The organism is Micromonospora sp. LZ34 (assembly GCF_052981855.1).
In genome coordinates, this window is record NZ_JBRIQN010000001.1 from 386120 (window position 1) to 412372 (window position 26253).

Below are 26253 nucleotides of genomic sequence, written 5' to 3' on the forward strand. Positions count from 1 at the left end.
CGGGACACCGGGCGTAGCCAGGCGGATATCGGCAGGTCGGAACGGGTGAATCGGGGGCCGAATTATGATCAGTTGTACGAAGGGATCGCGCCGGTAACAGCGGCCCCGCTACCGTACTGGTAACACGCGCGTTCGCCGCTCCGGGCGGGAGGATCCGTCCGGTGGCACGCGCCGGGCATGGGATGGGTCGGTGAGCCATGGCCGGGTCGCAGTCCGACGGTCGGCTGTCGGAGGTCAAGTTCCTGACCGTCGCCGAGGTGGCGACGGTGATGCGGGTGTCGAAGATGACGGTCTACCGCCTGGTGCACAGCGGTGAGCTGACCGCGGTGCGGGTGGGCCGCTCGTTCCGGGTGCCCGAGCACGCGGTGCACGAATATCTCCGGGGCGCCTTTCAGGAAACCGCCTGAGCCACCCGCGAGTCCCCCGGCGGGCGCGCGCTGACGCCCGTCGACGGGGTCGCGTTGGTCCTGCTGAAGCTCTCCGGCTACCCTGGACCCGACCGTGACCGCACGCCGGTGCGTCCTGCCGCCCCCGAGCTGGTCCGGTCCGTTGTCCGCAAGCGGTCGCCGACGCCACCGGAGGGTGGTGTCATCCGGTCGCCCCGCACGTTGCATCGAAAGGCTTTCGTATGGGCTCGGTGGTCAAGAAGCGCCGCAAGCGCATGGCTAAGAAGAAGCACCGCAAGCTGCTGCGCAAGACCCGCGTCCAGCGTCGCCGTCTCGGCAAGTGACCGGAGCCGGGCCTCGGCCCGGCGTCCGCCGTCACTCGCCAACTGTCGACTCCCGGAGGCTCAGGTGACCAGGCCGTGGCTGTCCCGGCTCGATCCCACCTGCCGGGAGAGGTGCGAGACATGACCCCCGGTGGCACCCCAGGTGCTCCGGGGGTCGTCGTCGTGACCGGGGTCGGGCGCTACCTCGGCGCGCACGTCGCCGCCCGGCTCGCCGCCGACCCGCGGATCGAGCGGGTCATCGGCGTCGACCCGCCGGATCCCGGTGCCGAGTTCACCGACCTGCTCGACCGGGTCGAGCGGATCCGCGTCGACGCCGGCTCGCTCGGCGGGCTGCTGGCCGACCTCGAGGTGGACGCGGTGGTGCACCTCGCCCTCGTCTCCGCCCCGGATCCGCAGCACGGCGGCCGGTCGGCGATGAAGGAGCAGAACGTCATCGGCACCATGCAGCTGCTCGCCGCGTGCCAGCGCGCGCCGCGGCTGCGCAAGCTGGTGGTCCGCTCGTCGACCGCCGCGTACGGGGCGTCGTTCCGTGACCCGGCCGTGTTCACGGAGGAGACCGAGCCGCGCGAGGTGCCGCGCGGCGGGTTCGGCCGCGACATCCTCGACATCGAGGGGTACGTCCGCGGCTTCCGGCGGCGCCGGCCCGACGTCACCGCCACCGTGCTGCGCTTCGCGCCGTTCATCGGCTCGACCGCCGACACCACCCTCACCCGGTACTTCTCCCAGCCCGTGGTGCCCACCGTGTTCGGCCGCGACCCCCGGTTGCAGTTCCTGCACTTCGACGACGCGTTGGAGGTGCTGCACCGGTCGATCGTGGAGGACCACCCGGGCACCTACAACGTCGCCGGGCCCGGGGTGCTCTCCCTCTCTCAGGCGATCCGCCGGGCCGGCCGGGTCGCCGTGCCGGTGCTGGAGCCGGGGCTCTCCGGGGCCGCCGCGCTCGCCCGCAACCTCGGCTTCGGCCGCTACGGCCTCGACCAGGTCGACCTCTTCGTGCACGGCCGGGTGGTCGACACCAGCCGGCTGGAGCGTGAGTACGGCTTCACGCCCCGCTCCACCGCGGCCGCGTTCGACGACTTCATCCGCGCCCACCACGGCGGTGTCGTGGTGTCCCGGGACCAGCTGGCCGCCGCCGAGCGGCTCGTGCTGGACGGGATCCGGCAGGTCCGGGCCGCCGTACGGGAGCGCTCGTGACCGGGCCCGAGGAGCAGCGTGACCGCCGGTACGACGTACCGTTGACCGTGGCCGACCCGGGTGCGGCGCGGGCCAACGGGCACCGGCCCGCGGCCGACGAGCCGGACACCGCGGCCACCGACGAGCCGGTGGTGTCCGCGGCGGGCGACGCCGCCACCGACGACCCGCCCGCCCCCGACCAGCGGGCCACCGACGCTCCGGCCGGTGCGCCGACCGCCGACCGGCCGGTGACGCCGAGGGCGGACGCCGGCAGGGCCGGCGACGGCGGAGCCCGGCGGGGGCCGGCGGTGCCGGACCGGCCCGGCGACCACTGGGACCGCAAGGTCGCGAACGGCCTGGCCTTCCTGCGCCGGCGGCTCTCCGGCGACTACGAGGTGGACGAGTTCGGCTTCGACCCGGAGCTGACCAGCGCCGTCTTCCATCCGCTGCTGCGGCTGCTCTACCGCGACTGGTTCCGCACCGAGGTCACCGGCATCGAGCACGTGCCGGCCGACGGGGCCGGCCTGGTGGTGGGCAACCACTCCGGCACGGTGGCGCTGGACGCGCTGATCCTCTCGGCGGCCCTGCACGACCGGCACCCGGCGCACCGCTACCTGCGGCTGCTCGGCGCCGACCTGGTCTTCCGGATGCCGGTGGTCTCCGAGTTGGCCCGCAAGTCCGGCGGCACGGTGGCCTGCAACCCGGACGCGGAGCGGCTGCTCGGCAACGGCGAGCTGGTCGGCGTCTTCCCGGAGGGCTTCAAGGGCGTCGGGAAGCTCTACTCCGAGCGCTACAAGTTGCAGCGCTTCGGCCGGGGCGGGTTCGTCTCGGCGGCGCTGCGCACCGGCACCCCGATCGTGCCGGTGGCCATCGTTGGCGGCGAGGAGATCTACCCGATGCTCGCCGACATCAAGCCGCTCGCCCGGCTGCTCAAGCTGCCGTACTTCCCGATCACCCCGACCTTCCCGTGGCTCGGGCCGCTGGGCATGGTGCCGCTGCCGAGCAAGTGGCTGATCGAATTCTGCCCGCCGATCCCGACGGCCCACCTGACCGACTCCGCGGACGACCCGCTGGTCGTGTTCAACCTCGCCGACCAGGTGCGGGAGACCATCCAGCAGACCCTGCACAAGCTGCTGGAGCGCCGGCCGGACCCGTTCGGCCCCTGACCTCGCGTCCCGCCGGCGAGGCGGACGGGAGCCGTCAGCTGCCGCGGCGGCGGCGGTGCAGCGCCATCCCGGCGGTGACCGCCCCGGCGACCAGGCCCGCGGCGGCGGTGGACGGGACCGCGATCTTGACCGCCCGGCGGCCGGTGCGGAAGTCCCGCACCTCCCAGCCGAGCTGCCGGGCCTGCTGCAGCAGGGTGCCGTCCGGGTTGACCGCCACCGCCCGGCCGACCGCCGAGAGCATCGGCAGGTCGTTCGCCGAGTCGCTGTAGGCCGCACAGCGGGCCAGGTCCAGCCCTTCGACCGTGGCGAGCTGGGTGATCGCCTCGGCCTTGGCCGGGCCGTGCATCAGGTCGCCGACCAGCCGCCCGGTGTACGCGCCGTCCACGATCTCGGCCACCGTGCCGATCGCGCCGGTCAGCCCGAGGCGGGCGGCGATCACCCGGCCGATCTCCACCGGCGCGGCGCTGACCAGCCAGACCCGCTCGCCCGCGTCGAGGTGGCGCTGGGCCAGCCGTCGGGTGCCGGTCCAGATCCGGGGTGCCATCAGCTCGTCGAAGATCTCCTCGGTGAGCCGCTCCACGTCCTCCACCCGCCAGCCCTCGATGAAGGCGAGAGCCGCCTCCTTGGCCTGCGACATGTCCCCGGCGTGCTCGGTGGCGAGCAACCGGAACCGGAGCTGCTGCCAGGCGAACCGGGCCAGGTCGCCGGTGGTGAAGTACTTGCGCGCGGCGAGCCCGCGGGCGAACCAGTAGATCGAGGCGCCCTGCATCATCGTGTTGTCCACGTCGAAGAAGGCCGCCGCGGCCGGGTCCGGCGCCGGGGGAGTGGGCGCCGCGGGGTCGGTCTCCGCCCAGCCGGCGGTGTGACCGTGGGCGTCGGTGCTGACGGTCACCTTACGGCTGCGGGCCACGCGACCTCCCTCCGCTCGACCGGCGCGACATGGGCCTCCCCGCGAGGGTAGCCGGGAGAAGGCGTCGGCCGGCCGGCCGACGGGTGAACTGTGGCGCGTCCGGCTCCCCGGCTGGTGCCGGGGGAACCGGGGCGTCGACGGTCGTGGCGTCCGCGGCCGGCAGCGCTCGCCGGGGCGGGACCGCGCGGTCAGCGGCCGGTGGGGCAGGCGGCCGGGGCCGGGCCGAGGGCGTCGCTGGCGACGGGAGCCGGCAGGCCGCAGGTGATCGCGGCGCGCAGGGCGTCGGAGCGCTTGCGGATCGCGTCCAGCAGGGCCAGCGAGCGCCGGGCGCGGTCCCGCTCGGCCCGGGTGGTGTCGTCCAGCAGCGCGTTCACCGCCCGTCGCTGCCCGGTCAGGAAGGAGTTCACCGCGTCCAGCGCCGCCGGGTCGGAGCGCTGCACCGCCGCGCCGGTCAGCAGCCGTACGCCCTGGCGGGTGTCGGCGTCCATGTCGTCGAGCACGGCGCTGAAGCCGGCGTCGTCCCCGCGCAGCGCGGCCGCCTCGCCCAAGCGGGTGCGGGCGAAGTCCAGGAAGAGCTGCCCCCGGCTGATGTCGGAGCTGGTCAGGGCGAGCTGGGCCCGCTCGGTCGAGCGCTTCATCCCGTAGAGCGCGTCGCCCGGCACCGCGTTCTCGCTGGCCGCCGAGATGCCGGAGACGGCGATCGCCCCGGCGGCGATGCCGACCAGGATGGCACCCCGGGCGCGGGCCCGGCGCGCGGTGACGGCGGGCAGCAGCGGACCGCGGCCGGTGCTGGCGGTGGAGCGCTGGGCGGCCGGTTCCGCCGCGGCGGGAGCGCCGATGCCCTCCCGTTCCGCCGTGGCCAGCAGCATCGCCCGCAGCCCGGTGCGGAACTCCGGGTCGACCTCGACGGCCGGCGCCTCCGTGCGCAGCCGCTGCCCGACCGCGACGAGCGCGGCGAGCTGGTCGTCGCCCCGGGACCGGACGTGGTGGCGTCGGCCGCCGTTGGCCTCGTCGAGAAGTTGCGCGAAGCGCTCGGCGCGCCGACGGGAGAAGAGGTTGCTGTCCACCGCAGGCACCTCCTCTCGCTGGTCACGGCCGGTCGGCCGCTGTCGTCGCCGACGACCGGTGACGGCAGGGCACCACGGACGCACGTTCGTGGTCGGCCATACCGCCGGACCTCTCGGGGGCCCGGGGGGATGTCCGGAGCTACCAACCGGTCGCACCCGGAGAAACGGTCCGCACCGGGCACGGGTTACGGGGCCGACGGGGGCGAAATCACGGAAAGTGACCGGATTCACTCGACGAGAAGGGCGCTGAGCTGCGGAAACGCCGATCGGCGAAAGCGAGTCCCGTTGATGGGACTACGGTTGGAAGCCGTCCGGGAGCAGCCGCGCCAGGGCCCGGACGGCCCGGTACTGGAGCGCCTTGATGGCCCCCTCGTTCTTGCCCATCGCCCGAGCCGTCTCCGCCACCGAGAAGCCCTGCAGGAAGCGGAGCACGATGCACTCCTGCTGCTCCGGGTTGAGCTGCTTGACGGCGCTGAGCAGGGCCACGTTGGTGATGTGCTCGACCACCGCCGCCTCCGGGCTGCCCTCCGGCCCGCGGTCCTCGCGGTCGGCGTCGAGCACGTCGCCGGTGGTCACCTCCAGCCGGTACCGGCCGGACTTGAAGTGGTCGGCGACCAGGTTGCGGGCGATGGTGACCAGCCAGGCGCCGAGGTCCCGGCCCTGCCAGGTGAAGCTGCCGATCCGCTTCAGCGCGCGCAGGAACGTGTCGGAGGTGAGGTCCTCGGCCAGTTGCCGGTTGCCGACCCGGAAGTAGACGAACCGGAAGACGGTGTCGACGTACCGGTCGTAGATCAGCCCGAACGCCTCGGACTCGCCCGCCTGGGCGCGCTCGACCAGGGCCCAGACCTCGGTGGCCGGGTCGGACGGGTCCGGCCGGCTCGGGTAGCCCGTGGAGGCGTTGACCGGGGCGGCCGCCGGCACCGCGGGGAGCACCGCGGTCTCGGTCGTCGACGGGTCGGCCACCGCGGGTGGCTCCCCGGTGCGGCGTCCCTGCGCCGGCATGGTCGGTCGGGCGGGAACCGCCACCCGGCCGCCGACCGGCTTCGCGTTTCCCCCCGGTGTGGCCGGTCGCGGCGGCGGGTCGTTGTGGTGCGGCCGGCTGCGCAGCCGGTTCGACGCGCCCTCCCCCCGGGCCGGGAGGCTGCCGGTGTCCTCCACCGGGCCGCGGGCGGCGAGCCGTTCGTTCACTGTGGGGCGGGCCGCCGGGCCGGTCAGGCCGAGGGGGCGCTCCGCGTAGCCGAAGGTCGTCACCGGGCCGCCTCCGTCCCGCCGGCGGCCGAGCACGCCGGCCGGTGCGTCGGCGGCGACACCCGGTCGGGTAGGTGGTCGGGCACGGCGGGTCGGGGGTGTGCCGACGGGCGGCAGATCCCCTTGAGGTGCTGGTCCAATGCGCTCACAGGCACGGGGGCCTCCTCGGGCTGAGGGGTGTCGACTCACGGCAAATGGGGTGAGCCGACCCGAGTGATGATAGGGGCCAACGTCACCCGCGCGTGGCAAGTCCGTTACACAGGGCGGAAGTATTTCCCGCCGCGTCGCACGGATGGCGGACCGGTTGTCCGTCGTGTGCGGTTGACTTTCGGATTGGCAGATGGTCCGGAGTGGAAACCCTGGTCATCGGCGTGAACCAGGTTCGCTGAGCGTCCCGGGCGGACGGTGCCGCGGTGCGTCCGGCCCGGTGTCGAGCCGGCCCGGGTGCGTCCTGTCGACGGGACTGATCTTGTCCCGGGCGTCGTCATCGGCGTGTCCCGTCCACGGGACCCATCCCCCGCCCGGAGGAGCCCGCCCCACCGACCCGGCTGCGCCGCCCCGCCGACCGGACGATCCGCCCCCGTCCCGACCGCCAGCGGCCGCTCCGGCCGGCCCCGTCCGCCCGTCGTACGGGGGAGAGCCGCTCGCCGGCGACGTCCCGGACCGGGCGGCGTCCAGCGCACCGGTTGCCCCGCGCTCCACTCCGGCCGGCGGTGGACGCCCCGCCCGGCGCGGGCCGCTCCGGCATGGCCGGCGGGCCCGCGCTGTGCCAGACTCAGCCACCGTGCAGGACGCAGCCGACAGTTCCGCGCCGAACCTCGCCGACCGGCTCCACCGGGCGGCCGTCGCCCATGGCGACCGACCCGCGCTGCACTGGCGCGAGCAGACCCTGAGCTGGTCCGAACTGGACGCGGCGGTGACCGAGGTGGCCACCGCGCTGGCCGCGGCGGTGCCGGCGGCCGACCCGGCCGGGCGGCCCGCGCGCGTCGCGGTCGCCCTGCCCAACTCGCCGGACTTCGTGCTCGGCCTGCTCGGCGCCCTCCGGGCCGGGCTGGTCGCGGTGCCGGTCAACCCCGGATTCACCGCCCCCGAGCTGCGCCACGTGCTCGCCGACTCCGGCGCCTCCGTGCTGATCGGCACGGACCGGGTCGGCGACCTGGTGGCCGGCGTCGCCGGGGAACTGCCCGCGCTCACCGCCGTGCACAGCACGCCGCCCCGGCGGTCGGCCACCGGCGGCCCGTTCCCCGCCCGGCACGGCGACGACCTCGCGGTACTGCTCTACACCTCGGGCACCGAGGGGCGGCCGAAGGGCGCGATGCTCTCGCACCGGGCGTTGCTGGCCAACCACGAGCAGGTGGAGCGGATCGAACCGCCGGTGGTCGGCCCGGACGACCCCGTGCTGCTGGCGCTGCCGCTGTTTCACGCGTACGGGCTGAACTCGGGGCTCGGCGCGGTCGTCCACCATGGCGCGACCGGGGTGCTCGTCGACGACCTCGGCGCCGACGGAGGGCTCGCCGAGATCGCCCGGCACGGGGTCAGCGTGCTGGTCGGCGTACCGTCGATGTTTCTGGCCTGGTCCACGGCGGACGCCGGCGCGACCGCCGCGGCGATGGCGTCGGTGCGGGTCGCGGTCTGCGGCGCGGCGCCGCTGGAGCCGGCCGTGGCGGCGCGCTACGCCGAGGTCGCCGGCCACCCGGTGCACGTCGGCTACGGCCTCACCGAGACCGCCCCGGTGCTGACCACCACCCTGGTCGGCGGAGTCGCGAAGGCCGGCTCGATCGGCCGGCCGCTGCCCGGCGTCGAGCTGCGGCTGGTCGGCCCGGACGGCGCTGACCTGTGGCGCGACGGCGCGGCCGAGCCGGACGAGGACGCCGACGAGCTGGACTTCGCCGACTCGGCGCCGGGCACCGATCCGGGGCAGATCGTGGTGCGCGGGGCCAACCTCTTCTCCGGGTACTGGCCGGACGGCCGGGGCGGGCCGGACGCGGACGGCTGGTGGGCCACCGGCGACGTGGCGTACGCCGACGCCGACGGCGACCTCTTCCTGGTCGACCGGATCGGCGAGTTGATCCTGGTCAACGGCTTCAACGTCTATCCGCACGAGGTCGAGTCGGTGCTCTCCGCGCACCCGGGCGTGGCCGAGTCGGCGGTACTGGGTGTGCCGCACCCGCGGACCGGCGAGACTGTCCGGGCGTACGTGGTGCTGGCGCCGGGGCGTCCGGTGACCGGCGAGGAACTGCTCGCCCACTGCGCCCGCAACCTGGCCCGGTTCAAGTGCCCGACCGCCGTCGAGTTCGTCGACGCGCTGCCCCACTCCGCGATCGGCAAGGTGCGCAAGACCCTGCTCCGGCCGGTGCCGTCCCCGGCGGCCCCGGCCGGCGACCGCCCGTCGGCTCCGGCCGGCGCCAGCAGCACGGAGGACACCGATGCGTGAACCCCGACTCACCCTGATCACCCGGCCCGGCTGCCACCTCTGCGACGACGCCAAGGCGGCGTTGGACCGGGTGGTGGCGGTCACCGGCGACAAGTGGGTCGAGCAGGACGTCACCGGCGACATCGAGCTGGAACGCGAGTACGGCGACCGGTTGCCCGTGGTGCTGCTCGACGGCAAGGAGCACGGCTACTGGCGGGTGGAGGAGGAGCGGCTGCTGCGGGACCTGACCACCCCGCAGCTGTAACGGGGTTGGATAGGGTGCGGCGATGACCCCTGCGCGCACCCACCTGGTGTGGGACTGGAACGGCACCCTGCTCAACGACCTGAGCCTGGTGGTCGCCGCCACCAACGCCGCGTTCGCCAGCGTCGGCGGGCCCAGCGTGACCGCCGACGAGCACCGGGTCAGGTTCCGCCGGCCGGTCGCCGACTACTACGCCGAGGTGCTCGGCCAGGCCGTCGACGACGAGGCGTTCGGGCGGCTGGACCGGATCTTCCACGACGCGTACCGGGACGGGCTGACCACCTGCGAGCTGGCGCACGACGCCTCGTCGGCGATGGCGGCCTGGCCCGGCAGCCAGTCGCTGCTCTCCATGTGGTTCCACGACGAGCTGGTGCCGACCGTGCACACCTACGGGCTGAGCGGGCACTTCGTCCGGGTGGACGGCCTGCGGGCCGAGGTGGGCGGCGACCGCAAGGCCGAGTCGCTGGAACGGCACCTGGCCGAGCTGGGCCTGGACGGCGGCGCCGTGGTGCTGATCGGCGACTCCATCGACGACGCCGACGCGGCCGCGTCGGTGGGCGCCCGGGCGGTCCTCTACACCGGCGGTTTCACCGACCCCGACCGCCTGCTCGCCTCCGGCCACCCTGTTGCCGACACCCTCACCGAAGCGGTCAAACTAGCCCAAACCCTCCCCTGATCCCGGGCCTCCCCTGGCCGAGGGGCGGGGGTCAGTTGCGGAGGTAGGCGAGGACGGCCAGGACGCGGCGGTGTTGTTCGGTGTCGGGCGGCAGGTTGAGCTTGGTGAAGATGTTGCGGACGTGCTTCTCCACGGCCCCGTCGCTGACCACCAGGGTGCGCGCGATGGCGGTGTTGGACCGGCCCTCGGCCATCAGGGCGAGCACCTCCCGCTCACGCGGGGTCAGCTCGCGGAGCGGGTCGTCGCGGCGGCGCCGGGCGAAGAGTTGGCCGACCACCTCCGGGTCGAGCACGGTGCCGCCGCCGGCCACCCGGTCCAGCGCGTCGAGGAACTCGTCGATCGCGGCCACCCGGTCCTTGAGCAGGTAGCCGATCCCGCCCCCGCCGGCACCCGTGGTGGCGAGCAGGTCGTCGGCGTACGAGACCTCGACGTACTGGGAAAGGACCAGGATCGGCGTACGGGGCACCAGCCGGCGGGCCTCCACCGCCGCCCGCAGCCCCTCGTCGGTGTGCGAGGGCGGCATCCGCACGTCGACGATCGAGACGTCGGGCCGGTGCGCCACCACCGCCTCGACCAGCGCCTCGCCGTCCCCGACCGCGGCCACCACCTGGTGCCCCCGCTCGCTGAGCAGCCGGATCAGCCCCTCCCGCAGGAGCACGGCGTCGTCCGCGATCACGATCCGCATGGTGCTGTTGTCTACCACGTCCCGACCCCGCCCACGGGCGGTCGCGGCGCGCGGACCGCGGGTACCTCGGTCACAGCGGCAGTTCCGCGCGGACCTCGGTGGGCCCGCCGGCCGGGCTGACCACGTCCAGCCGGCCGCCGGCGGCGCGGACCCGGTCGGCGATCCCGACCAGCCCGTGCCCCTTGGCCAGGTGCGCCCCGCCCTGGCCGTCGTCGCCCACGGCGACCACCAGCCGCTGGTCCTGCCGCGCCACCGCGACCTGGCACTCGGTGGCCCGGCTGTGCTTGGCGACGTTGGTCAGCGCCTCGGCCACCACGAAGTACGCGGTGTTCTCCACCGCCGGGTCGAGCCGCCCGGCCGGGGTGCCGAGGTCCGGATCCACCCGCAGCTCGATCGGGATCAACCCGCGCCCGGCGAGCGCGGCGAGGGCGCTGGGCAGCCCCCGGTCGACCAGGATCGGCGGGGCGATGCCCCGGGACAGCGCGCGGAGCTCGGCGAGGGTCTCCCGGGTCTGGGTGACCGCCTCGTCCAGGGTCCGTCCGGCCGCCTCCGGGTCGGTGGCGAGCTGCTGGCGGGCCCGGCTCAGGTCCATGGCCAGCCGGACCAGGCGCTGCTGCGGGCCGTCGTGGATGTCGCGTTCGAGCCGGCGCAGCGCGCTGGCCTCGGCCGACACGGCGGCCCGCTTCTGCTCCTCCAGCACGGTGATCCGGTTGCGCATCTCGGCCACCCCGGTGAGCATCGCCCGGCCGAAGCTGGCCTGCAGCAGCGCGCAGCCGCGGGCCACGATCGGCAGGGTGATCAGGAAGAACAGCCCGATCGCGGTGTGCAGGCCGATCCGGGCGGTGGTCGAGTCGCCCAGGCCGAGGAGCTGGGGAAGGTCGACGTCCTCCGGGTCGGCGCGGGGCAGCGCCCAGTCGTACGCCCAGTAGAGCGAGCCGGCGACGGCGCCGGCCCACCAGACCAGCGTGACCACGAAGGTGATGATGGCCACGATCAGCTTGAAGATGCCGTGCGCCAGGTCGAGCCAGGACTGGGCGTCCGCCATCGGCACGAAGATCCGCCGCCAGGCGCTGGCGCCGGGTTCGGCGAGCCGGTACTGCGGGCGGATCCGGGCCTGACGCAGCACGGCCGGCAGCCGCAGCCGCTCGATGTCCGCCAGTCCCCGGGCGGCGTAGAGGGTGCCGCTGAGGATCGGCAGGCCGATCACCGTCACCACCAGCCCGAGGCCGGCGGCGAGGCCCACCACGAGCACGACGAAGCTGGCCAGGGCCAGCGGGAGGCCGAGCAGGACGTACCCGGAGTCGAGGAAGAGCTGGCGGGGGATGCTCGGCGCCAGCGGCGGCTGGGCGGCGGCGGGAACAGCGGTCATGTCACGAGGCTAGGCAGCGCGGTGGGGCCGGACCCATCCCGCCGGCCGCCGTTTCCGCCGTAGGGCTGGCCCTACCGGCGCCCGGCGGGGCGGGCGCGGCTTGCCGGTCGGGCCGCGACGCGCGGTCGCGCGATTGGTCAGAGAAGTCGGGATTGAGCAATAATTGCCGAGCGGCGCCGGCACTGGTTGCCGGATTGATCTTGCGGAATGGAGAGCCTGGTGGAGCCGCGTCGCGAGCTGTCAAGATCGCGATTTGTGCGTGCGTTCACAAGCGCCTACTCTGTAATTCCGACGCGCCCTGCTAGCACAGCCGGCAATCTCGGTCGCCAGCGGGAGTCCCGAAACGGCCGGCCGGTGGAGTTGGTCGAGGATCGCACCGCACGGAGTCTCATGAGTCAGCACCGTCACCCTGGCGCGCCCGGTCGCGCCGGTGCCGTACCGGCGCTACCGGACCTGCCCGAGGCGACCGTCGCACGGCTCCCCGAATACCTCCGCGCCCTGCACAATCTCGCCGAAACGGGCCACGAGACGGTGTCCAGCGAGGGGCTGGCCAGTGCCGCCGGCGTCAACTCCGCGAAGCTGCGGAAGGATCTGTCCCACCTCGGCTCGTACGGCACCCGCGGGGTCGGCTACGACGTGGCGCTGCTGATCGAGCAGATCGAGTTCGTGCTCGGGCTCACCCAGCGCCGGGCGGTCGCCCTGGTCGGCGTGGGTAACCTCGGTCACGCCCTGGCCGGCTACGACGGCTTCGCCAGCCGCGGCTTCCGGATCGCCGCGCTCCTCGACGCGGACCCGTCGCGGGTCGGCGAGGAGATCAACGGCCTGGTCGTCCGGCACGTCGACGAGCTGCCCCGGGTCGCCGCCGAGGAGTCCATCGCGATCGGCGTGATCGCCACCCCCGCCTCGGCCGCCCAGCGGGTCGCCGACCAGCTCGTCGCGGTCGGTGTGACGAGCATCCTGAACTTCGCGCCGTGCGTACTCTCGGTCCCGGAGGGGGTCGACGTGCGCAAGGTCGACCTCGCCATCGAGCTGCAGATCCTGTCCTTCCACGAGCACCGCAAGGCGTCGCTGACCGCGCTCCCCGCCACCGGCGGGTCCGCCCTCACCGCCCTGCCGGGCGGGCTCGCGGTCACCGAGACCCAGGAGGCGATCGGCACGTGAAACTGCTCGTCGTCGGCGCGTCGTACCGCACCGCTCCGGTCGCCACGCTGGAACAGCTGGCGGTGGCCCCGGCCGACCTCACCCGGACCCTGGACCGGCTGGTCGCCCAGCCGTACGTGGCCGAGGCGGTGCTGGTCTCCACCTGCAACCGGGTGGAGGTCTACGCCGCCGTGTCCGGTTTCCACGGCGGCCTCGGCGACATCTGCGCCGTCCTGGCCGAGCACGCCGGCAGCCCGCCGGCCGCGCTCGCCAACCACCTCTACGTGCACTACGACGCCGCCGCGGTCGACCACGTCTTCCGGGTGGCCGCCGGGCTGGACTCGATGGTGGTCGGCGAGGCGCAGATCCTCGGCCAGCTCCGCGACGCCTACCACTGGGCCAGCGGGGCGGACACCGCCGGGCGGCTGCTGCACGAGCTGATGCAGCAGGCGTTGCGGGTCGGCAAGCGGGCCCACGCGGAGACCGGCATCGACCGGGCCGGCCAGAGCGTGGTCACCGCCGCGCTGGAGCTCGCGGCCGGCCACCTCGACGGTGACCTCGCCGGCCGTCCGGCGCTGGTGGTCGGGGCCGGCGCGATGGGCTCGCTGGGCGTGGCGACGCTGTCCCGGCTGGGCGCCGGGCCGCTCACCGTGACCAACCGGGGCGCCGACCGGGCCGTCCGGCTGGCCGAGTCGTACGGCGCCGCCGCGGCCCCGATGGCCGAACTGACCGCCACCGTCTCCACAGTGGACATCGTAGTGGCCGCCACCGCGGCCACCGAACCGGTCCTCACCCTGGACACGGTCACCCGGGCGCTGGCCGATCGCGACCCGGGCCGGGGCCCGCTGGTCCTGCTCGACCTGGCCGTCCCGCGCGACGTCGAGCCCGGTGTCGCCGAGCTGCCCGGCGTCGAGGTGATCGACATCGACCGGATGGCGGCGCTGCTCGCCGACGGCCCGGCCGCCGCCGACGCCGCCGCCGTGGAGCAGATCGTCGCCGGCGAGGTGGAGAGCTTCCTCACCTGGCTGCGCGGGGCGGACGTGGCGCCGACCGTGGCCGCCCTGCGCGGGCGCGCCGACGACGTGGTCACCGCCGAGCTGCGCCGGCTCGCCCAGCGCCGCCCCGACCTCAGCGACGACCAGCGCGCCGAGGTCGCCCGCACCGTGCACCGCGTGGTCCAGCGGCTGCTGCACCAGCCGACTGTGCGGGTCCGCCAGTTGGCCGCGGAGCCCGGCGGCGACCAGTACGCGGCGCTGCTGCGCGAGCTGTTCGACCTGCAGGTCCCGCAGACCTCACCGGTCGACACCGTCCCCGACGTCATGGATTCCGACGTCACCACGGCGTTCGGCGCCGCCGACGTCACCCCGCCCGCCGGAGGTGAGCGATGAGCACGCCCCTGCGCCTCGGTACCCGGGGCAGCGCCCTGGCGATGGCCCAGTCCGGCCACGTCGCCGAGGCCCTGACCGCCGCCACCGGGCGCCCGGTCGAACTGGTCGAGGTGGTCACCGCCGGCGACCGCTCCGCCGCGCCGGTGCACCGGCTCGGGGTCGGCGTCTTCGTCTCCGCGCTGCGCGACGCGCTCGTCGCGCGGACCATCGACTTCGCCGTGCACTCCTACAAGGACCTGCCGACCGCCGCGGCGCCCGGGCTGCACATCGCCGCCGTGCCGCCGCGGCAGGATCCGCGCGACGCGCTGGTCGCTCGCGACGGGCGGACGCTCACCGAGCTGCCGCCCGGCGCGACCGTCGGCACCGGCGCGCTGCGCCGCATCGCCCAGCTGCACGCCCTCGGCATGCAGCTGGAGGTCACCCCGATCCGCGGCAACGTGGACACCCGCCTCGCGCGGGTGCTCGGCTCGGAGGCCGACCTGGACGCCGTCGTGCTGGCCCGGGCCGGCCTGGCCCGGCTGGGCCGCACCGACGTGGTCACCGAGACGCTCGACCCGATGCTGATGCTGCCCGCGCCCGCCCAGGGTGCGCTGGCGGTGGAGTGCCGGGTCGACGCCCCGGACCTGGTCGAGCTGCTGGCCGTGCTCGACCACGCACCGTCGCGCGCCGCGGTCGTCGCGGAGCGGGCGTTCCTGGCCACCCTGGAGGCCGGGTGCAGCGCACCCGTCGCCGCCTACGCCGAACTCGCCGAGGGCGACGCCGGCGAGGAGATCTACCTGCGCGGGGCGGTGATCAGTCCGGACGGTACGCGTGACCTCCGGCTGTCCCGCACCGGTACGCCCGCCGACGCGGCGGAGATCGGCAAGGCACTCGCCGCCGAACTCCTCGACCTCGGCGCCGACTCGATCCTCGGCCAAGAAGGACACGCCGGCCCGGGGACCCAGCAATTTGGGAGCACAGAATGACCCGCACCCGTAAGCCCGTAGGCCGTATCGCGTTCGTCGGGGCCGGTCCCGGCGATCCGGGCCTGCTGACCCGTCGGGCGCACGACGCCCTGGTCGACGCCGACCAGGTGGTGTACGACCGGGGAGTCCCCGAGTCGCTGCTCGACGCCGTCCGCGCCCAGGCCAAGACCGACGCCCAGTTCACGCCTGCCGAGGGCGCGCCGGGTGACGTGGCGAAGGTGCTGATCTCGGCGGCCCGCTCCGGGCTGAACGCCGTGCACCTGGTCGCCGGTGACCCGTTCGGCCACGACTCGGTGGTCAAGGAGGTGCAGGCGGTGGCGCGTACCGCCGCGCACTTCGAGGTGGTGCCGGGGGTCGGCCAGGCCGAGGGGGTGGCCACCTACGCGGGCGTGCCGCTGCCGGGCGTACGGACCGCGGCCGACGTCGAGGACGTCAGTACGCTGGACTTCGAGGCGCTGGCCGCGGCCGTCGGCCGGGGCTCGCTGGCGCTGGCCGTGGACGCGGGCGACCTGGCCGCGGTCCGGGACGGCCTGCTCGCCGCCGGGGTGGACGGCGCCACCGCCGTCGGGGTGACCGGCGACGGCACCGGGGAGACGCAGTACACCACCACGTCGACCGTGGACAGCTTCGTCGCCGCCGCGCTCGGTTTCACCGGCCGGGTGGTGCTCACCGTCGGCGCCGGGGTCGGCCAGCGGGACAAGCTCAGCTGGTGGGAGAACCGGCCGCTGTACGGCTGGAAGGTGCTGGTCCCGCGGACCAAGGAGCAGGCCGGCGTGATGAGCGCCCGGCTGCGCGCGTACGGGGCGATCCCGTGCGAGGTGCCGACCATCGCCGTGGAGCCGCCGCGCACCCCGGCCCAGATGGAGCGGGCGGTCAAGGGCCTGGTCGACGGCCGGTACGCCTGGGTGATCTTCACCTCGGTGAACGCGGTCCGGGCGGTCTGGGAGAAGTTCGCCGAGCACGGCCTGGACGCCCGGCACTTCGGCGGCGTCAAGATCGCCTGCATCGGCGAGGCGACCGCCGACGCGGTCCGCGCGTTCGGCATCCAGCCGGAGCTGATCCCGTCCGGGGAGCAGTCCTCCGAGGGGCTGCTGGCCGAGTTCTCGCCGCACGACGAGGTGCTCGACCCGGTCGGCCGGGTGCTGCTGCCGCGCGCCGACATCGCCACCGAGACGCTGGCCGCCGGGCTCACCGAGCGCGGCTGGGAGGTCGACGACGTGACCGCGTACCGGACGGTGCGGGCCGCCCCGCCGCCCGCCGAGATCCGGGACGCGATCAAGTCGGGCGGCTTCGACGCGGTGCTCTTCACCTCGTCGTCGACCGTCCGGAACCTGGTCGGTATCGCCGGGAAGCCGCATGCGCGTACCGTTGTTGCCGTCATCGGGCCCAAGACGGCGGAGACCGCGACGGAGTTCGGCCTGCGGGTCGACGTCCAGCCGCCGCACGCCTCGGTGCCCGACCTGGTGGAGGCGCTCGCCGCCTACGCCGTCGAGCTGCGCGAGAAGCTCGCCGCCATGCCGGCGAAGCAGCGCCGCGGCTCGAAGGTGCAGGGGCCGACCGCCCTCCGCTTCCGGTAGTCGCAGGAGGAGGCCCGCATGTCGTACCCCGAGATCCGGCCCCGTCGGCTGCGCCGCACCGCGGCGCTCCGGCGGCTGGTCTCCGAGACCCGCGTCGACCCGGCCGAGCTGGTCGTGCCGATGTTCGTCAAGGAGGGGCTGACCGAGCCGCGGGCGATCGCCTCGCTCCCGGGCGTGCTTCAGCACTCCCGGGACTCGCTGCGTAAGGCCGCGGTCGAGGCGGTCCAGGCCGGCGTCGGCGGGATCATGCTCTTCGGCGTGCCCGCGCAGCGGGACCCGGAGGGCTCCGGCGGGATCGACCCGAACGGCATCCTGAACGTGGCCATCCGGGACGTGGTCTCCGAGGTCGGCGACGCCACCGTGGTGATGAGCGACCTCTGCCTGGACGAGTTTACCTCGCACGGGCACTGCGGCCTGCTCACCCAGGACGGCGAGGTGGACAACGACGCCACCCTGGCGGCGTATGCCGAGATGGCGGTGGCCCAGGCCGCCGCCGGGGTTGGCGTGGTCGGGCCGTCCGGCATGATGGACGGCCAGGTCGGGGTGGTCCGCAAGGCGCTCGACACCGCCGGCCACACCGACGTCGCCGTGCTGGCGTACGCGGTGAAGTACGCCTCGGCGTTCTACGGCCCGTTCCGGGACGCGGTGGAGTCGGCGCTGGAGGGGGATCGGCGCACCTATCAGCAGGACCCGGCGAACCTGCGGGAGTCGCTGCGCGAGGTGGCGCTGGACGTCGCCGAGGGCGCCGACATGGTGATGGTCAAGCCGGCGCTGCCGTACCTCGACGTGGTGGCTGCGGTCCGCGCGGCGGTCGACGTCCCGGTCGCCGCCTACCAGGTCTCGGGCGAGTACGCGATGGTCGAGGCGGCCGCGGCGAACGGCTGGATCGACCGGGAGCGGGTGATGCTGGAGACGCTCACCTCGATCCGCCGGGCCGGCGCGCAGATCATCCTCACCTACTGGGCGGTCGAGGCCGCCCAACTGCTCCGCGACCGTTACTGACGAGCCCTCGGCCGGCTCGGGCAACCCCGGTCCGGGCAGGTAAGCCTGCCGGCACGGCCACCGGGCACGTCCGGAAGCGCACCGCGGCCGTGCCCGACGACCTGGCCGCGGCCCCGTTCGGACGCCCCGCGGGTAGCCCCCCTTGCCCCCTTTGCTCTGCTTCAACCCACGCAGCGTTTTGCGGCCGGATCCTGTGCGTTGGTTGAAGCAGAGCAAAGGGGCCAGTGCGAGGGTGTCTGTCAGCCGCCCGGCGCGTTGTCCACAGGTTCGTCCACAGGGGTTGCTCCGCAGCCGGACGGCCGGGGAAGGTTCGGCCATGCCCTCCGCGCTCGATCCGCCCGCCGCCGGGCCAACCGTCGGTCGGTTTCCCATCGCCGGCCTGGTCCGGCGGGCCAGCCGCATGGTCGGCGTCGGCCAGCTCCGGATGGCCCGTTTCGCCAAGGTGGCGCCGTCGACCGTCTCGCGGGTCGAGGCCGGGACGTTGACACCGAGCCTGGCGGTGCTCGAACGGCTGCTCGGGGCCGCCGGCCTCTACCTCGTCGTGGTCGATCAGGACGGCCGGATCATCCAGCCGATGGAGACCTGGGACGACACCCGGGACGGTGCCGGCCGGCGCTACCCGGCCCATCTCGACACGATCATCGAACCCGAACCCGGCGAGTGGTGGGGTGACCTCTACGGCCTGGCCCGTCCGCCGGAGACCTATCATCGTTGCCCGGTGGACCGCGAGGAACGGCGACGCCGCAGCGAGTGGGAGGTGCGCCCGCCCCACGCGCTACCGGACGGCGACGGTCACCACCTTCACCCCCTCGTCCACCGAATGCACGCCGCGCGCGCCCTCCGGAGGGTCGGTCCAGGCGACCCGCACCGTCGTGTCGTCGGCCCAGGCGACCCCCTGGATCGCGTCCGCCCCGGAGGCCCGGCGGGACGTGGTGACCGGCTGGTCGGCCCGGAGCGCCCCGCTGCTGATGTCGAAGACCGCGAGCCGCCGCTCCCGATCGCCGGTCCGGTCGGGGAAGCGCTGGTACGGGACCGCGACCAGACGGCCATCCGGCGACAGCCGGAGACCGTTCTCGCAAAGACCCTCGACCGTGAGCCGAGCGATCCGCTTCCCGTCGGTCAGCCGGCGCACGTCTGTGCGGCAGCCGTCGTCGGTCCGCTGCTCGGCCAGGTGGCCGGGCCCGAGCGCGGTCTGGCTGGCCGCCAGCAGGTCGACGCCCGCGGTCGACGAACGGAGCAGGAACTCCTCCCGACCGGTGGCCAGGTCGTGCGCCAGGATGCCACCGTCCCGGGCCAGGTAGGCGGACGTCCCGTCGGCGCCGACCAGCTCCACGCCGGCACCCCTGACCCGGACCTCCCGGCTCTGCTCGACGGTGTCGTCGGGGCTCAGCACCACCAGCTTGATCGACAGGCCCTCGACCTCCGGGCCGTCCCGCCGGGGCACCCCCGGCCGCAGATCGGTCAACTGCAGTCCGACCAGCCGTCCGTCGGCCAGCGCGACGGTCTGCTCCCACCCGTCGGGTACCCGGTGCCGCCGCAGCGTTCCGTCGGGTAGCACCTCGACCGCCATGCCGCCCAGCAGCCGCTGGGCCGGTGCGACCGTGGGCACGACCGGGGTCGCCGGTGGACTCGTGGCGGGGAGCGCCGGGATCGTCGGCGGGGTCGCCGGCGCGGGCGCGGTCCGGGCGTCGGCCAGCATCGGAAGAGCGCCGCCGGTGAGCGCCACCAGAGCCGCGAGTCCGCCAGCCGTGGCGGCCGCTCGCCGGCGGCGCCGGGCACGCCGGCGGCGGTGCACGTTCGCGAGGTCGGCAGCGTGCGGCGGGGTCGCCCGCGCGGCCTGGTGCACCGCTTCGATCAGGTCGTCGGGTACGGCGGTCATGGTCACTCCTTCTCGACCAGCGCGGCGCGCAGCCCGGCGAGCCCCCGGGACAGCCGGCTCTTCACCGTGCCCTCGGTCAGGTCGAGCACGGCAGCCGTCTCGGCGGTGGAGAGGTCGAGCAGGATCCGGCAGACGATCACGGTGCGCTGCGCGGTGGGCAGTCCGTCCAGGGCCGACCGGGCGGCCAGGGCGGCCGGATCCGGCCCGGCCTGGGACGGATGCAGTTCGTCGATGGCGGGCGGGCGCTCCCGGCGTACCTTGCGCCACCAGGAGGTGGCCCAGTTCAACCCGACCCGGAACACCCAGCCGGCGGGGTTGTCGAGCCGACGCACGTGTTCCCACCGCGCGTACGCCCGCGCCATCGCCTCGTCGGCCGCCTCGCGAGCCAGCGCGACGTCCCCGGTGGCCAGCGCCAGCGCCCGGTGGACCCGGTCGACGTGCGCCCGGTAGAACCGCTCGAACGGCAGGTCCGGATCGGGATCCGGCCGAGCGGGGACGAGCTCGTCCGGTGGGCGGGCCGGCGGTGCCGCGTTCCTTCCCATGCCAGGTACACGCCCGGCGGTCCGGATCCGTTCCCGTCCGTGCCGGCCGTCTTCTCCTTGGCCGCCCCGTGTCACCGTGAGCGCCAGTGCGACGGCCGACGGCCCGTCGGCCAGGCGCAAACCTGGCCGACGGGCCGTCGTCTTCCGCTGCCGACGTCAGTCGTCGTTGGCGATGGTGCCGGTGGCGATCGGGTCGGCCAGGCGCAGCCCCGGCACGCCGGTCACCACGAGGGTGAACTTCTCGTCCGGCTCCGGCTTCCGGTCGCCGCGTACGGTCACCGGGAAGGCCAGCGAGGTCTGCCCTGCGGCCAGCGTGCGGCAGCCGGCGTACGGGTCGTAGTCCTGGCCGGACTGGGCGGTGATGCCGATGGTCGCGGCGCAGACCAGCACCGGCTGGGACAGCGGCCGGGAGACGGTGACGGTGAAGGTAAGCGGGCTGGTGCCCTTGTCGCCCTCGGCCACCGTCGCGTTCCCGACGCTCAGCGAGGCGCGCGAGCGGAACCGGGCCACCTGCGGGTCGTGGTCGCTGGAGCCGCGGGTGCCGTCACCGGCGTGGTCCGCCGGCCAGTCGGCGTTGATGTGCGCGGCCCGCATCTGCACTAGGTCCCCGTGCAGCGCCTCGTTGACGAAGAGGTGGTCCAGCGTCTGCGCCTGCCCCTCGAAGCTGTACGAGTAGGCGGACGACGGCGCGTCGGCGAGCAGGTCCTCCCAGAGGTTGCGCATGCCCGCCTCGTACAGCGGGGCGAGCTGGTCCGACGGGGTCGGCCGGTCGGCCGTGGCGATCGGGTCGTCGGGGCGGGGGAAGACGTTCAGGTCCCCGCCGTAGACCACCCGGGCGTGCGGGTCCGACGCCTCGATCGCGGTGACGATCGCGGCCCCGTACGCGGCCTGCTCCCGGCGCTGGCCGACCCGGCTGTCCGGGCCGGACGAGTAGTGGTTGCTCGCCGCCCAGAGGGTGAACCGCTCGGTCGAACCGGGCGCGGCCGCCACGGTGAACTTGCCGAGCTGCGGTGCGCGGGTGAAGACGTTGTTGCCGTCCCGGCCGGTCGAGGTGTCCACGTCGGCCGGCAGCACCGCGTTGAGCGCCTTCGGGTTCTGCACGTCCGCGTTGCCGGGCAGCCCCGGCGCGCGGTACTGCACGGTGGGCGCGGAGCCCAGCAGCGGGTCGGTCGCGGTCGCCTCGGCCAGCGCCACCCGGTCGGTGCGGTAGAGGAAGGCGGCGGTGATGCCGCGGGCGTCCGCGCCGGTCCGGTCGTACGCGGCGGCGTAGGCGGGACCGCCGGCCGCCGCGATGGTCAGCGCCAGGTCCTGCAGGGTGTCCGGCGCGCCGTCGGCGTTGTTCGTGCTGCCGCAGCTCAGCTGCCCGCCGGAGACCGCGCAGATGTCCTGGTCCTCGGCCTCCTGGACGAGGATCAGGTCCGGGCTGTGCAGGTCGGTGGTGATCTGGTCGGCCAGCGCGGCCAGCTGGTCGCGGTACTCCTGCTCGCTGCCCGGCACGTAGTCGAACGGCGGGCTCACCCCGGCACAGCCCGCGTTGCCGGCGAAGTCGCAGCCGTCGAACGGGTCGTCCCGGAAGTCGTACAGGTTCTCGACGTTGTAGGTCGCGACGGCGACCTCCTCCGACCGGTTGGCCGGCTGCGGCGGGTGGTTCGTTGACGGGTCGGTGCCCGCCGCGAACTCGGCCCGCTCGACCTGCACGCCGTACTTCTCGAACGAGTAGTAGAGGCCGCCGACGGCGTCGGCGCTCAGCGTGTCGAAGGTGTGCACCGGCGGCAGCAGCGCGCCGCTGTTCCCGGTGCTGCCCTTCACACCCATGCTGCCGAGCATGATCCGCTGGCCGTTGCCGTCGTCGAAGCGGCGGGTCGGGTCGTTGTCCAGCGGGTGCGCGTCGCGGAACACCCGGCGGGCGTACGGGTCGGCGCGGTCCAGCAGCGGGTCGTCCCGGTCGATGACCCACAGCTCGGCGTCGGCGGTGGAGGCGAAGACGTCCCGCCCGCTCACCGCGCCGCTGCCGGCGCGCACCCGCAGCCGGGCGCCCTCGTGCCGCTCCCAGAAGCGGCCCGCCTCGACCAGATCGGCCGGCGGCACCGCGTCGGTGACCTCGACGGCGGCGTCCACGTCGACCCCGGAGGCGACCTTGCGGACCAGCGAGGCGCTGGAGAGCTGGGTCATGGTGAAGTACTCGGACACCCGGGCGCGGAGCACCACCTCGTCGCCGACGGTCGGCACGTAGCCGCCGATCAGCGAGGTGAACGAGCCCATGAACACGAAGATGCCGTCGGAGCTGGTCGGGTCGCCGTCGGTGGCGTCGGCCCGGCTCTGCAGGAAGAAGCCGCGCTGGTCCCGCCCGGAGGAGTCCCGGGCCAGGGTCAGCTGGGTGATCACGCCGCGGACGTCGTAGAGGGCGCTGCTGGTCCCGTTGCCGCTGGCCGGCGCGTACGGGGACCGGTCGGCCGGCCCGGACTCGCCGTCGGTGGTCGGGCCCTGCACCTCGCCGACCGTCAGCTCCCGGGTGACCTGCACGGAGAGCGTGCAGGTGGCGGTGCCGCCGCCGGCGTCGGTCGCGGTCAGCACGACGGTGTACGCCCCGGCGGCCAGGTCGGCGCTCGCCGCGACCGTGGCCCGGGCGGTGCCGCCGACCGCGTCGGCGGGGGTGAGCGCGGTGCGGCTGATCGAACCGGCGGTCGGGGTGGGGGTGACCGAGGTGACCGTCAGGTCGACGATCCGGTCGTCGGCGTCGGTCGCGGTGACCTCGCGGGTCGCCGCGGTGCCGGCCGGGGTGACCAGCGCCCCGCCGCAGTTCAGCGTGGCCGGCGCGTCGACCGGGCCACCTCCGTCCAGGGAGTGGGCGCCGAGCCCGTCGAAGGTGTCGGTGGCGAAGCCGGACCACTGGGCGGCCGGATCGAAGGCATCGGACGGCTCGGTGTCGCCGGCGGTGACGCTGGCCAGCCGGCGGAGGGTGTTGTCCGCGGTGCTGGTCAGGCCGCCGCCCCACTCGGTGCCCGGGTCGACGCCGACCTGGCCGAGCGAGTCGAGCACGGTGCCGGCGCGGCTCAGCACGACGGCGTCGTCGCCGTTGAACAGCCCCACGCTGGTGGTCTGGTCGGCCTGGGCGAGGATCGCCGGCCCGGCGGAGGCGTGGGCGAAGACGAAGACCTCCCCGGCCGCGACGCTGCCGGTCAGCGGCACGTTCGTCGGGGTGGTGGAGCCGTTGAAGTAGAGCTGGAGCTGGTATCCGCCGGCGGCCAGGTCGACGGCGGCGCCGGTGCCGTTGTAGAGCTCGATCGCCTTGTTGTTCGACGAGCCTTCGACGTACTCGGAGATGAACAGGTCGGTGGGCGCGGCGCTGGCCGCGGTGGGTGCGACGGCGACGGCCGTGGTGGTGACGGCTGCGGCGGTCGCGAGCGCGGCGATTGTGCGGCGCGGGCGCATGTGGCCTCCACGATGGGTGGACGTGAACTAACGCACGTTAAGGGGCGTCGCTGTCCAGCGTCCATCCCCCGGTGGACTGTTTCGTGAACTCCGGTCAGCGCGGGGCGTCGAGCCGGTGGACGAGGTCGGCGACGTCGACACTGTATTCGCACCAGTCCCGGTCGGGGCGGTAGCCCAGCTCCGCGTTGACCTTGAGCATCGCCTCGTTGGCCTGCGCGTTCCAGGTCTGCACCTCGGTCAGGTCGGGCTCGGCGGAGCGCAGCTCCAGCAGCATCCGCGCCTTGATCGCCCGGTCGATCCCGTAGCCCCGGTGGTCCTGCCCCACGATGGTGTCGTACTGGTCGGCCCGGGTGGGGTGCTGTGCCGGCACCACGACCTCGGTCAGGCCGGCCACCTCGCCGGTCTGCTCGTGCAGGGCGAGCACGATGTACGGCTTCATGCCGCGCCGGTGCAGGCAGTCCAGGCTGTCCCGCAGCCGCTCCGGGTCGTACGAGCTGGGGCGCAGTTCGCCGTCGTCGACGTCACGCACCTCGGCCTTGGCCCGCGCGTACGCCTCGATCAGGTCGTCCGGCGGCCCGCCGGGGCAGAACTCCAGGTGGTAGCCGGCGCCGACGCCGGTGGCCATCTCGGCCAGGTCGGCCCAGTCCACCGTGGAGAGGTCGAGCACGCTGCGGGTCTCGACGTATTCCCGGGTGAAGCCGAGCGACTCGTAGAAGGCCACCGCCGGGGTGTCGCCGACCACCTCGACCCCGATCGACTGGAAGCCCTCGTGGTAGGCCCGGCGGGCGGCGGTCCGCACCAGGTCGCGGCCGAGCCCGGAGCGCCGCTCCGAGGGGTGCACCAGCACCTCCAGCACGCCGATGTCGCCGAGCAGCAGCACCTGGACGTGGCCCAGGATCGCCCCCGGCGCCCCGTTGGCGGCCGGCTCCGCCTGGGCGACCCAGGAGAGCCGCCGTTCGCCGGGCATCACCTCGGAGAGGTATTCACGCAGGGAACTCTCCCGCCACGGCGGATCCTGCGGGAGATCGACCGCGAGGACCGCGTTGAGCGTGTCCAGCAGCGACGCGATCTCGGCGGACGACGCGGTCCTGGGGTCCCACTCGCGCACCATCACCCGTCTAGCTTGCCGCTAACAGCTGCCCGGGGGAAGTGTCCAGTTCTCCAATGTATGCGGACGATCACTTCACGTGCGGCTGGCCTGTCCGTACCGGTTGGCGGTGTCGAAGACGTCCTGGGCGTAACGGCGCACGTCGTTGTACGACAGGATCGCGTTCCACCAGTCGCCCGGAATGGTGAGGTTCCGGCCACCCTTGCAGAGGTAGTTGCCGGCGGCCAGGGCGGCGTCGTCCAGGTCGTGCGGGTCCTTGCGGCCGTCGTTGTCCGCGTCGGCGCCGATCTCCTGCCAGGTGGTCGGGATGAACTGCATCGGCCCGATCGCCCGGTCGTAGCTGGTGTCCCGGTCCAGCAGGCCGCGGTCGGTGTCGGTGATCCGCATCCGGCCGCCCTGCCCGTCCAGCGGCAGGCCGATGATCTCGGGCAGCGCCCGGCCGTCGGTGCCCAGCCGGGCGTTGTTCGCCTGGCCGTGCGCGGACTCGACGAACCCGATCGCGGCCAGCGTGGTCCAGCTCAGGCCGCAGCTGCGGTTCGTCTCGGCGAGCACCAGTTCGGCGTAGCCGTAGGCCTGCATGGCGACCGGCGAGATGCCGACCTTCGGGCCGACCTGCTGGGCCCACGCGGCGAGCGCGTCGGCCGGCCGGCCGGTGGCCACCGGGCCGACGGTGGGCCCGGTGGGCAGCGCGCCGCCCGGCGGCAGCGTCCCGGTGGGCAGCGGCGTGCCGGGCAGCCCCGGCAGGGCGGGCGGTGGGGTGGCGCTGGCGTCGGCGGCGACCGTGTGGGGCGCGCGCACGGCGCCGGGCACCACCAGCGCGCCCGCCGCGGCGGTACCCAGGACCAGCGCGAGCAGGAACACCCCGGGCAGGGTGAGCCGCCCGCTGGAGCGCCGCGACCAGTCCCGGGTCGCCCGGGCGGCGGTCAGCGCCACCCGGTGCGGCGGCTGCCGTAGGGCGTGCGCGAACGGCACCCGGCGGCGCCGGGCTCCCGCCGGTCGGTCCGTGGTCTTCGCGTCGCCCCCGGTCGCCGCGGTGTCGGGTTGCTCCGCGGTGGCCTTCGACGCACCCGCGCCGTCAGCCGGCTTGGCGGCGGTGTCCGCGCCCTCGCCCGGCTTGGTCGGGGCGTCCGCGCTGTCACGTGGCTTCGTGGTGGCGGTGTCCGCGCTGTCGCCCGGCTTGGTCGTGGCGTCGGCGTCGCCGTCCGGCTTCGTGGCGGCGGGGGCTGGCGCGTCCGTGCCGGTCGGCGCGGCGGAGACGGCAGCCGACTCGACGGCGGACTCCGCACCGGCGTCGCCGGTCTCCGCCTCGGCCGGCCCGGTCGAGGCGTCCGCCGGCGCGGCGGTTCTCAGCCACGGACGGCGCGGGCGGGGTAGCCGGGTCGCCGGGTCGTCGGGCGCCGCGCCCGAGCCGGCGAGCGGCCCGTCGAGCGGCGCGGCCGGTCGCAGGGGCCGAAGGGTCGGTCTGTCCTCGCCGTCCACCACCCGTCGAGTATCACCCATGTCCCGTCCGAAGTCAGGTCC

Annotated in this window: 22 protein-coding genes; 12 read left to right on the forward strand and 10 right to left on the reverse strand. The window is 74.6% G+C overall.

The window, feature by feature from the left end:
- The first annotated feature begins 197 nt into the window (after positions 1–197).
- The 4 genes from ACVCAH_RS01845 (at position 198) to ACVCAH_RS01860 (ending at position 3069) form a co-directional block, all read left to right on the forward strand.
- Entirely contained in the window at positions 198–407 is a 210-nt protein-coding gene (locus ACVCAH_RS01845; protein ID WP_007465625.1) for a helix-turn-helix domain-containing protein, read from the forward strand.
- A gap of 221 nt (positions 408–628) precedes the next feature.
- Positions 629–730: a 30S ribosomal protein bS22 gene (locus ACVCAH_RS01850; protein ID WP_007465623.1), complete on the forward strand. Its 102-nt coding sequence runs from the start codon at positions 629–631 to the stop codon at positions 728–730.
- A 120-nt stretch (positions 731–850) separates the two neighbouring features.
- Positions 851–1924, forward strand: coding sequence for an NAD-dependent epimerase/dehydratase family protein (locus ACVCAH_RS01855; protein ID WP_447134262.1), 1074 nt, complete (start codon positions 851–853; stop codon positions 1922–1924).
- A 287-nt stretch (positions 1925–2211) separates the two neighbouring features.
- Positions 2212–3069, forward strand: a complete 858-nt coding sequence (locus ACVCAH_RS01860; protein ID WP_447134360.1) for a lysophospholipid acyltransferase family protein — start codon at positions 2212–2214, stop codon at positions 3067–3069.
- 34 nt (positions 3070–3103) lie between these two features.
- On the opposite strand, the gene ACVCAH_RS01865 is transcribed toward ACVCAH_RS01860, so the two are convergent.
- From ACVCAH_RS01865 to ACVCAH_RS01875, 3 genes are all read right to left on the reverse strand, one after another.
- On the reverse strand, positions 3104–3979 hold the full coding sequence (locus ACVCAH_RS01865) for an HAD family hydrolase (protein ID WP_447134263.1): 876 nt from the start codon (positions 3977–3979) through the stop codon (positions 3104–3106).
- A gap of 188 nt (positions 3980–4167) precedes the next feature.
- Positions 4168–5046, reverse strand: a complete 879-nt coding sequence (locus ACVCAH_RS01870) for a DUF5667 domain-containing protein (protein WP_447134264.1) — start codon at positions 5044–5046, stop codon at positions 4168–4170.
- 294 nt (positions 5047–5340) lie between these two features.
- Positions 5341–6297: an ECF subfamily RNA polymerase sigma factor, BldN family gene (locus tag ACVCAH_RS01875; protein WP_447134265.1), complete on the reverse strand. Its 957-nt coding sequence runs from the start codon at positions 6295–6297 to the stop codon at positions 5341–5343.
- A 781-nt stretch (positions 6298–7078) separates the two neighbouring features.
- On the opposite strand from ACVCAH_RS01875, the gene ACVCAH_RS01880 reads away from it, so the two are divergent.
- From ACVCAH_RS01880 to ACVCAH_RS01890, 3 genes are read left to right on the forward strand one after another with little or no spacing between them, the layout of a single operon-like run.
- Complete coding sequence (locus ACVCAH_RS01880; protein WP_447134266.1) at positions 7079–8728, forward strand: AMP-binding protein; 1650 nt, start codon at positions 7079–7081, stop codon at positions 8726–8728.
- Entirely contained in the window at positions 8721–8972 is a 252-nt protein-coding gene (locus ACVCAH_RS01885; RefSeq protein ID WP_447134267.1) for a glutaredoxin family protein, read from the forward strand. The genes ACVCAH_RS01880 and ACVCAH_RS01885 overlap by 8 nt, the downstream gene beginning before the upstream one ends.
- Before the next feature lie 22 nt (positions 8973–8994).
- On the forward strand, positions 8995–9645 hold the full coding sequence (locus ACVCAH_RS01890; RefSeq protein ID WP_447134268.1) for an HAD family hydrolase: 651 nt from the start codon (positions 8995–8997) through the stop codon (positions 9643–9645).
- Positions 9646–9676: 31 nt separating this feature from the next.
- Here ACVCAH_RS01890 and ACVCAH_RS01895 read toward each other — a convergent pair whose 3' ends face one another.
- Together ACVCAH_RS01895 and ACVCAH_RS01900 are read right to left on the reverse strand one after the other, a co-directional pair.
- Complete coding sequence (locus ACVCAH_RS01895) at positions 9677–10330, reverse strand: response regulator transcription factor (protein WP_447134269.1); 654 nt, start codon at positions 10328–10330, stop codon at positions 9677–9679.
- Between the two features lie 70 nt (positions 10331–10400).
- Positions 10401–11699, reverse strand: coding sequence for a sensor histidine kinase (locus tag ACVCAH_RS01900; RefSeq protein ID WP_447134270.1), 1299 nt, complete (start codon positions 11697–11699; stop codon positions 10401–10403).
- 390 nt (positions 11700–12089) lie between these two features.
- Here ACVCAH_RS01900 and ACVCAH_RS01905 point away from each other — a divergent pair, with 390 nt between their 5' ends.
- The 5 genes from ACVCAH_RS01905 to hemB are packed head-to-tail and all read left to right on the forward strand — an operon-like array spanning position 12090 to position 17771.
- The gene (locus ACVCAH_RS01905; protein ID WP_447134271.1) at positions 12090–12860 is read left to right on the forward strand and encodes a redox-sensing transcriptional repressor Rex; all 771 of its coding nucleotides are present in this window, start codon (positions 12090–12092) and stop codon (positions 12858–12860) included.
- Entirely contained in the window at positions 12857–14227 is a 1371-nt protein-coding gene (locus ACVCAH_RS01910; protein ID WP_447134272.1) for a glutamyl-tRNA reductase, read from the forward strand. The genes ACVCAH_RS01905 and ACVCAH_RS01910 overlap by 4 nt, the downstream gene beginning before the upstream one ends.
- Entirely contained in the window at positions 14224–15192 is a 969-nt protein-coding gene (hemC, locus tag ACVCAH_RS01915; protein WP_447134273.1) for a hydroxymethylbilane synthase, read from the forward strand. Before ACVCAH_RS01910 ends, hemC begins: the two co-directional genes overlap by 4 nt.
- Positions 15189–16769 carry a uroporphyrinogen-III synthase gene (locus ACVCAH_RS01920; RefSeq protein WP_447134274.1) on the forward strand — a complete coding sequence of 527 codons (1581 nt, stop codon included), beginning with the start codon at positions 15189–15191 and terminating at the stop codon, positions 16767–16769. Before hemC ends, ACVCAH_RS01920 begins: the two co-directional genes overlap by 4 nt.
- Positions 16770–16787: 18 nt before the next feature.
- The gene (hemB, locus tag ACVCAH_RS01925) at positions 16788–17771 is read left to right on the forward strand and encodes a porphobilinogen synthase (protein WP_447134275.1); all 984 of its coding nucleotides are present in this window, start codon (positions 16788–16790) and stop codon (positions 17769–17771) included.
- 775 nt (positions 17772–18546) lie between these two features.
- On the opposite strand, the gene ACVCAH_RS01930 is transcribed toward hemB, so the two are convergent.
- The 5 genes from ACVCAH_RS01930 to ACVCAH_RS01950 all read right to left on the reverse strand — a co-directional run bounded on the left by ACVCAH_RS01930 (position 18547) and on the right by ACVCAH_RS01950 (position 26232).
- Positions 18547–19650 carry a hypothetical protein gene (locus tag ACVCAH_RS01930; protein WP_447134276.1) on the reverse strand — a complete coding sequence of 368 codons (1104 nt, stop codon included), beginning with the start codon at positions 19648–19650 and terminating at the stop codon, positions 18547–18549.
- A gap of 2 nt (positions 19651–19652) precedes the next feature.
- Entirely contained in the window at positions 19653–20192 is a 540-nt protein-coding gene (locus ACVCAH_RS01935) for an RNA polymerase sigma factor (RefSeq protein ID WP_447134277.1), read from the reverse strand.
- A gap of 156 nt (positions 20193–20348) precedes the next feature.
- Positions 20349–23624, reverse strand: a complete 3276-nt coding sequence (locus ACVCAH_RS01940; protein ID WP_447134278.1) for a lamin tail domain-containing protein — start codon at positions 23622–23624, stop codon at positions 20349–20351.
- A 94-nt stretch (positions 23625–23718) separates the two neighbouring features.
- Entirely contained in the window at positions 23719–24735 is a 1017-nt protein-coding gene (locus tag ACVCAH_RS01945) for a GNAT family N-acetyltransferase (protein ID WP_447134361.1), read from the reverse strand.
- Positions 24736–24807: 72 nt separating this feature from the next.
- Complete coding sequence (locus ACVCAH_RS01950) at positions 24808–26232, reverse strand: lytic murein transglycosylase (RefSeq protein WP_447134279.1); 1425 nt, start codon at positions 26230–26232, stop codon at positions 24808–24810.
- Positions 26233–26253: the final 21 nt, after the last annotated feature.

Bases quoted from the DNA above. Each gene is read 5' to 3' on its own strand.
- ACVCAH_RS01950 (WP_447134279.1), bottom strand. From the start codon at position 26,232: ATGGGTGATACTCGACGGGTGGTGGACGGCGAGGACAGACCGACCCTT.
- ACVCAH_RS01905 (WP_447134271.1), top strand. From the start codon at position 12,090: ATGAGTCAGCACCGTCACCCTGGCGCGCCCGGTCGCGCCGGTGCCGTA.
- ACVCAH_RS01940 (WP_447134278.1), bottom strand. From the start codon at position 23,624: ATGCGCCCGCGCCGCACAATCGCCGCGCTCGCGACCGCCGCAGCCGTC.
- ACVCAH_RS01890 (WP_447134268.1), top strand. From the start codon at position 8,995: ATGACCCCTGCGCGCACCCACCTGGTGTGGGACTGGAACGGCACCCTG.
- ACVCAH_RS01845 (WP_007465625.1), top strand. From the start codon at position 198: ATGGCCGGGTCGCAGTCCGACGGTCGGCTGTCGGAGGTCAAGTTCCTG.
- ACVCAH_RS01885 (WP_447134267.1), top strand. From the start codon at position 8,721: ATGCGTGAACCCCGACTCACCCTGATCACCCGGCCCGGCTGCCACCTC.
- ACVCAH_RS01850 (WP_007465623.1), top strand. From the start codon at position 629: ATGGGCTCGGTGGTCAAGAAGCGCCGCAAGCGCATGGCTAAGAAGAAG.
- ACVCAH_RS01930 (WP_447134276.1), bottom strand. From the start codon at position 19,650: ATGACCGCCGTACCCGACGACCTGATCGAAGCGGTGCACCAGGCCGCG.
- ACVCAH_RS01900 (WP_447134270.1), bottom strand. From the start codon at position 11,699: ATGACCGCTGTTCCCGCCGCCGCCCAGCCGCCGCTGGCGCCGAGCATC.
- hemC (WP_447134273.1), top strand. From the start codon at position 14,224: ATGAGCACGCCCCTGCGCCTCGGTACCCGGGGCAGCGCCCTGGCGATG.
- ACVCAH_RS01895 (WP_447134269.1), bottom strand. From the start codon at position 10,330: ATGCGGATCGTGATCGCGGACGACGCCGTGCTCCTGCGGGAGGGGCTG.
- ACVCAH_RS01935 (WP_447134277.1), bottom strand. From the start codon at position 20,192: ATGGGAAGGAACGCGGCACCGCCGGCCCGCCCACCGGACGAGCTCGTC.
- ACVCAH_RS01945 (WP_447134361.1), bottom strand. From the start codon at position 24,735: ATGGTGCGCGAGTGGGACCCCAGGACCGCGTCGTCCGCCGAGATCGCG.
- ACVCAH_RS01920 (WP_447134274.1), top strand. From the start codon at position 15,189: ATGACCCGCACCCGTAAGCCCGTAGGCCGTATCGCGTTCGTCGGGGCC.
- hemB (WP_447134275.1), top strand. From the start codon at position 16,788: ATGTCGTACCCCGAGATCCGGCCCCGTCGGCTGCGCCGCACCGCGGCG.
- ACVCAH_RS01855 (WP_447134262.1), top strand. From the start codon at position 851: ATGACCCCCGGTGGCACCCCAGGTGCTCCGGGGGTCGTCGTCGTGACC.